The organism is bacterium, from assembly GCA_019695335.1.
GTDB lineage: Bacteria > CLD3 > CLD3 > SB21 > SB21 > JABWBZ01.
In genome coordinates this window covers 1-7,802 of record JAIBAF010000104.1, presented here as the reverse complement: position 1 = coordinate 7,802, position 7,802 = coordinate 1, and the positions used below count along the sequence as shown (strand labels likewise).

The following is a 7,802-nucleotide window of genomic DNA, read 5'->3' as shown; positions in this document are numbered from 1 at the left end:
GATTTGAATTTGTAAAACGATTCGCAAAAGATGCCCGACGGCAATCAGGAGCAGAATAACCGAGGCTACTAAGGACGCTGGACGAGTCATAGGACCACCTCCTTAGTAAAATTTCGGAATATCTTGAATAATATTCAAGCAGCCTGATTTTTTTTCAAAGATCAATGCACTACGACGCCCATTTGCTGAACAGGATAGCGTTCGCCTGCAATGGCGCCGGGTTTGAATATCGTGTCGAGCAATCGCAAATCTTCAGCAGAAAATTTAATATCCGCCGCTTTCAGGTTTTCTTCCAGCCGGCTTCGTTTCGAAGTACCAATCAATGTGACGATATCTTTACCCTGATGCGCAACCCATGCAATGGCTACCTGCGACGGTGTGTATCCGCGCTTTTGTGAAAATTCATTTAATTGTTTAGCCGTGGCTTGGTTGCTTTCAAATTCTTTTCCTGAAAATCTCGGCAAATGAGCGCGAAAATCCGTCGGATCAAATTTTCCTGTAAGTGCACCCGATAAAAGCCCTCGGCTCAAAGCCCCGTAAGCAACCAAGGTAATTCCCAATTCGCGTGTTACCGGCAATATTTTTTCTTCGGCAATCCTGGTCGCTAAAGAATATTCCATTTCGACTGCGCCAACCGGATGTATGGTGTGCGCTTTGCGAATTTGTTCCGCTGACGCTTCCGAAAGGCCAATGTGCCGGATCACTCCTTGTTTCACCAAATCCGCCATCGCCCCGATCGTTTCCTCGACCGGAACAGACGGATCGATACGCCCCGGTTGATACAAATCAATATAATCCGTCCCAAGGCGTTGGAGAGAATAACTGATGAAATTCTTAATCGCTGAAGGACGCGTATCGAGCCCGAGAAATTCGCCCTTCGGGCCGCGCAATACGCCGAACTTAACGCTGATAAAAACTTTTTCGCGTTTTCCTTTGATCGCTTGCGCCAGCAACATTTCATTGTGGCCCATACCGTAAAAATCCCCAGCATTAAAAAATGTAATGCCGCGTTCGATCGCCATTTCAATCGTTGCCAGACTTTCGCGATCGTCCCGTGTTGCTTTGGAGCCGTAAAAATCCGACATGCCCATAAGCCCCAGACCAAACGGCGATACGGGTTGTCCGTTTCGCAGACTTAAAGTTGCTGATCCTCCCATGTGTAGCCTTTCGCTGATAAATGAATTTCGTTTTCATTTTTAATGTATATGGGATGCGATGAATAAAAAAGGTCTGAACCGCAGGAAGGATGGTCAATTTCTAAGATTGGCGGAAGGCGTGAGGCGTTTTTCCAGTTTGACTTTTAAAAAAACGATTGAAATTCGATACATCGTCGAAGGAAAGCTGATGAGCGATCTCCGTCACAGTCAGGCGCGTATTTTTCAGCAATGCTTTGGCTTCTGCCGTCAATTTTTCATGAACCCATTGTTTGACGGTTTTGCCGGTTTCTGCTTTTACAATACTGCTCAGATAATTAGGATGGACATGCAGGGCATCGGCATAATCCTGAACGTTCCATAACCGGTCTTCACCGCTTCGTATTAATTGCAGAAAATTTTTATTCAATGCCGCTTTAAAAAGTTTTGTGATTTCCGCCGGCCTGTTTTCAGCTTTGATTTTCGCCTGATGCGTCAAAAGTAATTCTTTGGTTTTGAAGAGCAAAGCAACCAGATGGTTGGCAACAATCCGTTGTTTAAACAGTGAATCGCCGTTGTATTCTTTGATCATGATCGAACAAAGTTCACGAATGCGTCCAAATAAATCTTTGGATAAATACATGACCGGAACCGTTTCATCGAATAGAAATGGAAAATCAATTTCCAATTTACCGGGATAATTGGCTTTCAAGAAAATTTCTGAAAACGTAATCATGAAACCTGTAACATTTTCTTCGATAGTAAACGATTTCAAATGACCGGGATTGGTAAAATAAAATGAAAAAGGCTTGAGCGGAAACCAATGCTGATCAATCGTATAATGTCCCTTGCCGGAAGCGATAACAAGAAATGTATAATAATTAGTACGAAAGAGCGGCGACGACATCGGTGGTTCGCCGTGTAATTTGTCAAGCGAATGGATGGTACAATCGAAAGACTGATCGATCTTTAAGTTGATCGAGCGAAAAAAATCAGAAATGCTGTTAAATAATTTATGTGCAGCCATCAGAGTAATATGTTTAGGTTTATCTTAAAAAGAGATGATTAATTATTGTACGTTGCGCGTACAGATTTTTCAAGTGAAAGTTATGAAGACATCAAACAAAATATTGACAACGTGCCATCATCCGTTATACATTAGGTCACTGCTACCGAATCATTGCTGATAAAAATCGGCATAATCTTCATAGACCCAATACCACATTATCATTCTTGAGGAGGAAATATGTTTTATCCCTTGAGGAATATTCTTTTTTTTATTGTATGTGCCGTTCATGTTTCGGCCGTGTTCGGACAAATCGGCTGGCAAAACCTCGGACCTAACGGAGGATTGATGGATGCCATGGCCGCCGACTATAAAACACCCGGACGCCTGATCGTTGGCACCGGAACAGGAGAATTCTACCGTTCCAATGACGACGGACAAACATGGTCGTTTCTGAGTAAAATTCCAAATGTCGTTATCAAACTTGTTATCGATTCTTCCGATGGTAACCGGATGTATGCGTCTGACGGCCAAACGATTTATTATTCGACCAATGGCGGTTCATCATGGACAGCCGCGGCCAACGACAATATTGAGAACGTGTTTGACATGTATGTCCATCCTTTGAATTCATCGCAGGTTTACGCCGTAAGCGCCGGAGGTATTTTCCGCAGCGTCAACGGCGGTCAAAGTTGGTCAGCCATTTACGAACCGGTCGACACCGCCGTAGTGTCGGCTTTCGCCTTCGACCCGCAGGACCCTCAGTCAAATTATTATGTCGGGCTGCAATTTGAAAGCGGACGGGCAACGATTGTATACACGAACAACGGCGTGAATTTCAACCAGGTATACCAACTGCCGCTCAATTGGAAAGCGACAAAATTGTACGTCAATGCAGCGGCCAATTCGCCGGTTATGGCTTTGATTGGAAGTACGGACAGCACCAAAATCATTCGAAGCATCAATGCCGGCGGTTCGTGGTCTATCCCGTTTGCAACCAATAAACCGTTGCTCAGTGGCTTTGCCAATCTTTCACAATACAATTGGGTAGCGCGCAAGGGCAGCATAATGGAATTTATCATCGGCACACCGTTCGGTATTTTAAAAACGAACAATGGCGGAAGTAATTGGATCGTTCTCAATAAATCTGTCGGGGAAGCGTGGACGACAACACTGACTCGTGCTCCCAATGATACGGCAAAATTTTACGGGCGTGCCATAGGCGAAACAGGTGTTTCTAAAATCACCTTGACCACCGCAGGCGTGCTGGCGTTTACCGATATCAATTATGGTTTGACGGCGACACAAATTAACAAAATCCATTACGTCAAAGGCGAAGACATCGTCGCGACGTCCAGCACCTACGAACTTCTCGTCAGTAAAAACGGTGGATTCGATTTTACTAATTTTGGGATCGGATTTGGCCATGACGTCGCAACGGGCTTTCGTTCCGACGTCAGCGGAGATTTTTACTGGATTACCAATGACGGATATATCTGGCAATCGCCCAATGGCATCACATCGGCCTTATGGGACAGTGTCAATTTTCCTGTTACATTCGACTCCGTGTTCGGCGGCCAAAGCATCAATTATCATGAAGAACTTTCCAATGAAGACTCCAGCATCATGGTTGTTGCCGTGGGAAAAAGCGGTGTACCTAATGGCACAGTGCTGTATAGCGTCGACGACGGACGGACATGGGTGAATATGAATTACGGAGGCGTTTTCAATACCGCCCGTCCAGCGGATGTCAACGTCGAATACGATCCGCTCACACGCGATGTTTTAATTTATGCATCAACTAATCAACAGATTCTTCAAACCCGGTTGAAAGGGCCTAAAACCTGGATACCCGTTTATACGACCACGGTCGGCTCGACGATCGATCAAATGAGTGCGCGTCATTACAATTTGATCGTTTTAACCGAAAATCAAAGTGGCAATAAAAAATTAGAACAAGCTTTCAGAGATTTCGGAACGGGGCAGTGGAGTGCTATTGATATTTCAAATACGTTCGGATCGATTCCTCAGTTTTCTCCCGACCGTTTAGACCATGTCTTCGCCGGTGAAGATGGCAACTATGTGATCATCGATTTTCCTGATCGCGTTCAAAAAGTTTATAAATCCGGTTTTGCAGGTAATTTTCAATGGGTAGAAATAACGGAATCACCGGTTGACCTGCTTGACTTTCAATCCGTCGCAGACGATTTTGATTATGAAGATCAAAGTTCGATTCTCTATGGCGCAGCCAATAATGGAATTTGGAGGCTCAAACAAACGCCGGTTATTTCCGTCGATTCTCTCATTCAGACGCCTTCCGCCTCGCTTAATACGGGCGATACTACCGAAGTCATCGTATCGTATCACAACAGCGGCGCGGCGTACGCTTATATTGACAGCTTTAAGATTTCAGGGCCCGCTGCGAATCAATTTTCTATCGCCGATTCTTACCTCGCACAACAAGGTATCGAACTGGGTTATCCACTCAGTATTAAATCAGCCACACCGGTTGAGTTGCGATTCGTTCCGCAATCGGTGGGAGTGCAACAAGCAACTTTGACGGCGTACTACAGCGGACGTTCGAGCCTGGGCAACGACAGCAGCATTACGCTGACGACTCAATTGCTCGGCAATGTCAAAGCTTCGCGCATCGGAACATCATTAAAAGGCGACACGCTGGATTTTGCCGGCGCTTTGCTCGGTGGATCCAAAACGCAGACTTTTACGCTGTTCAACAGCGGATCGGATGTACTGTACGTGTACGACGTGTACGTGGACACGGGCGATTATTTTGAAATTGCGAACATCAATGGAACCGACAGCGTCGAATTTGAAGTACAGCCGGGCAAAATACTTTCGATTGCTGTAACGTTTTCGCCTGACGATGCATCGAATTTCCGCGACCGGTTAATTGTGAAAAGTTCGGCATTTAATTTCATGACCAATACGCCCGACTCTACGCACGTAATCCGGCTGACGGGTACCGGTTCGGAAATTGAAATTGACAACCTTTCATCGTTATCGCCCGTTTATAATCGTGATTTAAGCATTGAAGTCAAGCTGGCGCAGCTTTCGGCTTCCGAAGTCAACGGATTTATAAAATACCGTGCACTGGGTAGTGGCGCGAGTGCGTACAAAGAAAAATCATTATCGCCATTACCCGGAGGCGGCAATACGGCTCGTTTCAGTGCAACCATTCCGCAGGAAGATATTACTGAAAAAGGATTACAATTTTACGTCGAAGTAACGTCCGGCGGTAAGACGATTCAATTTCCTTATTCGGAATTTCAAAATGCCGAGACGAATCCGTATACGATCGATGTCAGCATCCCCTCGCCCGGCATCAATAGCAGCGGTTCACTGACGCTCCCGGGAGGCACTTCGGCCAAAGCGTACCGGCTTGTTTCCATTCCGCTTAATCTGACGGACAAAACCCCGACAGGTGCGTTTCGCGAAAGCCGGCTCGGCGAATTAGGCGACAAAGGTGATTGGCAGCTTTACCGCTACAACAATCTTACTGAAAGATTTGTCACAGCATCCGACGGCTCTTTCGGCTTGATTGAGGCAGGTCGTTCGTACCTTCTTATCACCCGTCAACCTAAAACGTTGAATTCCGGCGCCGGTAAAACCGTAACGATCGACGACGCCGTTACGATCATTCAGCCGGGATGGAATATGATCGCCAATCCCTACGCGTTCAATATTTTGTGGACCGGTGTCGCCTATCTTAACAGTAAAATTAATTATGCCAATATCGTTGTTTTGCAAAACGGTAAATTCCGTTACGTGGATGATTTAGAAAATACGGATCTATCGGTTTTCGAGCTCGAACCGTGGAAAGGCTACATGTATTATTCCGAACCGGATAGTGGAATATTTCCACTTGTTTATCCACCAGTAACGTTGACCGCTCTGACAAAATCTTCTCGCCGAATAGTATCAAAATCGAATTTAAATAAAGGCGAGTATTTCATCAGACTCGGTTTGAAAAATGCAGACGATGTTTTATACCATACCGCAGGAGAAATTGAAGAGGCTTCGGATGGTTTTGACGGTTTTGATAAACGCTCATTGCCTGTTCTCGACCTTGACGACGTCCGGCTGATATTCAGTAATGCGCTGCATTCGGAATTCAAACCTATTTCACATGAAGGAAGTACTTGGGATTTTGAAATTCAAGGTGGAGCGGAAAAAACTTCCGTACAATTGTATATCGCAGATATTGCCGGACTTCCTGCCGGATACGAAGTTTGGATGATTGATCGTGGCCATAATGAAGTTCATACGATTTCCGACGGCAAGATCGATATAAACGTTTCATCAAAAAAACCGGCTCATTACCGTTTGATGGCCGGCACCCAAGCATACCTTGAACAGCAACAGTCAACCTTGATCCCGACGCAGTATTACCTTGGACAGAATTATCCCAATCCGTTTAACCCTACGACATCGATCCGGTACGGATTACCGCAACCATCCAAAGTCCGACTGACTGTTTATAATATTTTAGGACAAGAAGTCGTCACGCTGTTCAACGGCTTACAGAACGCATCGTCGTATGTTATTCCGTGGAATGGACGTAACGGTGTCGGACAAACAGTAGCCAGCGGATTATATATTTACCGGCTTGAAACACAAGCGCTGAATAGTAAAACCAAATTCACTCAAACCCGCAAAATGTTATTTCTGAAATAACTCAACACTAAAAATTTTAAAAATATCCGGAGTGATCTATGAAATATATTAAAATCTCAGTTGCTTTATTGCTCATCAACTTGCATATCGGTTCGGCGTATTTATTTGAAGTAACACCGGTTCAAGCTCAAGAACGCAAGCCGTTGGTCGCAGTGCTTGATTTACAAACAACGGGGGGAATCTTAAAATCTGAAGCTCAAGCGTTATCCGACCGATTGCGCAGCGAAATGCAGGAATTAAAATTCGACTTGATTGAACGTTCGCAGATGAATGCACTGCTGTCCGAGCAGGATTTTTCGATGTCTGATCTTGCCGATGAAGCCGCCATAACCAAAGCAGGAAAACTTTTGAGCGCCGAACAAATCGCCGTCGGTTCTATCGGTAAAGTTGGCCGTACTTATACAGTCGATGTACGATTGATCGACGTGTCCAGCGGTAAGGTGGTCAATTCATCCAAACAAGATTATAATGGTCCGACGGAAGGATTGGTGCAAGTGATGCGCAATATTGCCAGGATTTTTGCCGGATTGCAACCCCAGAAGATCTCTGTCGGCAGCAACACCAAATGGTGGGTTCTCAGCGGTCTAGCGGCGGCCGGTGGTGCAGCGGCTTATCTCTTGCTCGGAAAAAAAGACAGCGGCGTCAAATCGTTTCCTAATCCGCCGAGTCTCCCGGAATAAGTTTTTTCACATTGAAAATGACGGCGCCACGGAAATAGAAAGCATCACAATCAATGCCGCTAATGTGGTTATTCCTGCAATAAAAACAAAGTCGGTAATTTGCGGAGCATCGTTAGTTATAACCGTGACGGTTTGAATTTGATCCGAGCGAATCAAAATGATTCTTGAAGGTTTGGTTTCGCCGAATTTACGCGGTTCAAACTGATAGAATCCGTTTTCTTGTTTTTTTAAAAAACCACGCACATTTTTTTGCACTTTTCGTTTTTCATTAGTGTAAGTCAATCTTAC

5 protein-coding genes are annotated in these 7,802 nt (G+C 45.1%); 2 read left to right on the top strand and 3 right to left on the bottom strand.

Features of this window, described 5'->3' with window-relative positions; all coding sequences use genetic code 11:
* Positions 1-161: 161 nt before the first annotated feature.
* Both K1X84_16265 and K1X84_16260 read right to left on the bottom strand, forming a co-directional pair.
* Positions 162-1,157, bottom strand: a complete 996-nt coding sequence (locus tag K1X84_16265; protein MBX7153184.1) for an aldo/keto reductase — start codon at positions 1,155-1,157, stop codon at positions 162-164.
* Positions 1,158-1,257: 100 nt separating this feature from the next.
* Complete coding sequence (locus tag K1X84_16260; protein ID MBX7153183.1) at positions 1,258-2,160, bottom strand: AraC family transcriptional regulator; 903 nt, start codon at positions 2,158-2,160, stop codon at positions 1,258-1,260.
* 219 nt (positions 2,161-2,379) lie between these two features.
* On the opposite strand from K1X84_16260, the gene K1X84_16255 reads away from it, so the two are divergent.
* The gene (locus tag K1X84_16255; protein MBX7153182.1) at positions 2,380-6,834 is read left to right on the top strand and encodes a T9SS type A sorting domain-containing protein; all 4,455 of its coding nucleotides are present in this window, start codon (positions 2,380-2,382) and stop codon (positions 6,832-6,834) included.
* Between the two features lie 38 nt (positions 6,835-6,872).
* The gene (locus K1X84_16250; protein ID MBX7153181.1) at positions 6,873-7,514 is read left to right on the top strand and encodes a CsgG/HfaB family protein; all 642 of its coding nucleotides are present in this window, start codon (positions 6,873-6,875) and stop codon (positions 7,512-7,514) included.
* A 6-nt stretch (positions 7,515-7,520) separates the two neighbouring features.
* On the opposite strand, the gene K1X84_16245 is transcribed toward K1X84_16250, so the two are convergent.
* Positions 7,521-7,802: hypothetical protein (locus tag K1X84_16245; GenBank protein ID MBX7153180.1), on the bottom strand; the 282-nt coding region annotated here is incomplete at its 5' end.

Excerpts from the sequence above, each read along its gene's own strand:
- K1X84_16265 (MBX7153184.1), bottom strand. The coding sequence starts at position 1,157 with ATGGGAGGATCAGCAACTTTAAGTCTGCGAAACGGACAACCCGTATCG.
- K1X84_16260 (MBX7153183.1), bottom strand. The coding sequence starts at position 2,160 with ATGGCTGCACATAAATTATTTAACAGCATTTCTGATTTTTTTCGCTCG.
- K1X84_16255 (MBX7153182.1), top strand. The coding sequence starts at position 2,380 with ATGTTTTATCCCTTGAGGAATATTCTTTTTTTTATTGTATGTGCCGTT.
- K1X84_16250 (MBX7153181.1), top strand. The coding sequence starts at position 6,873 with ATGAAATATATTAAAATCTCAGTTGCTTTATTGCTCATCAACTTGCAT.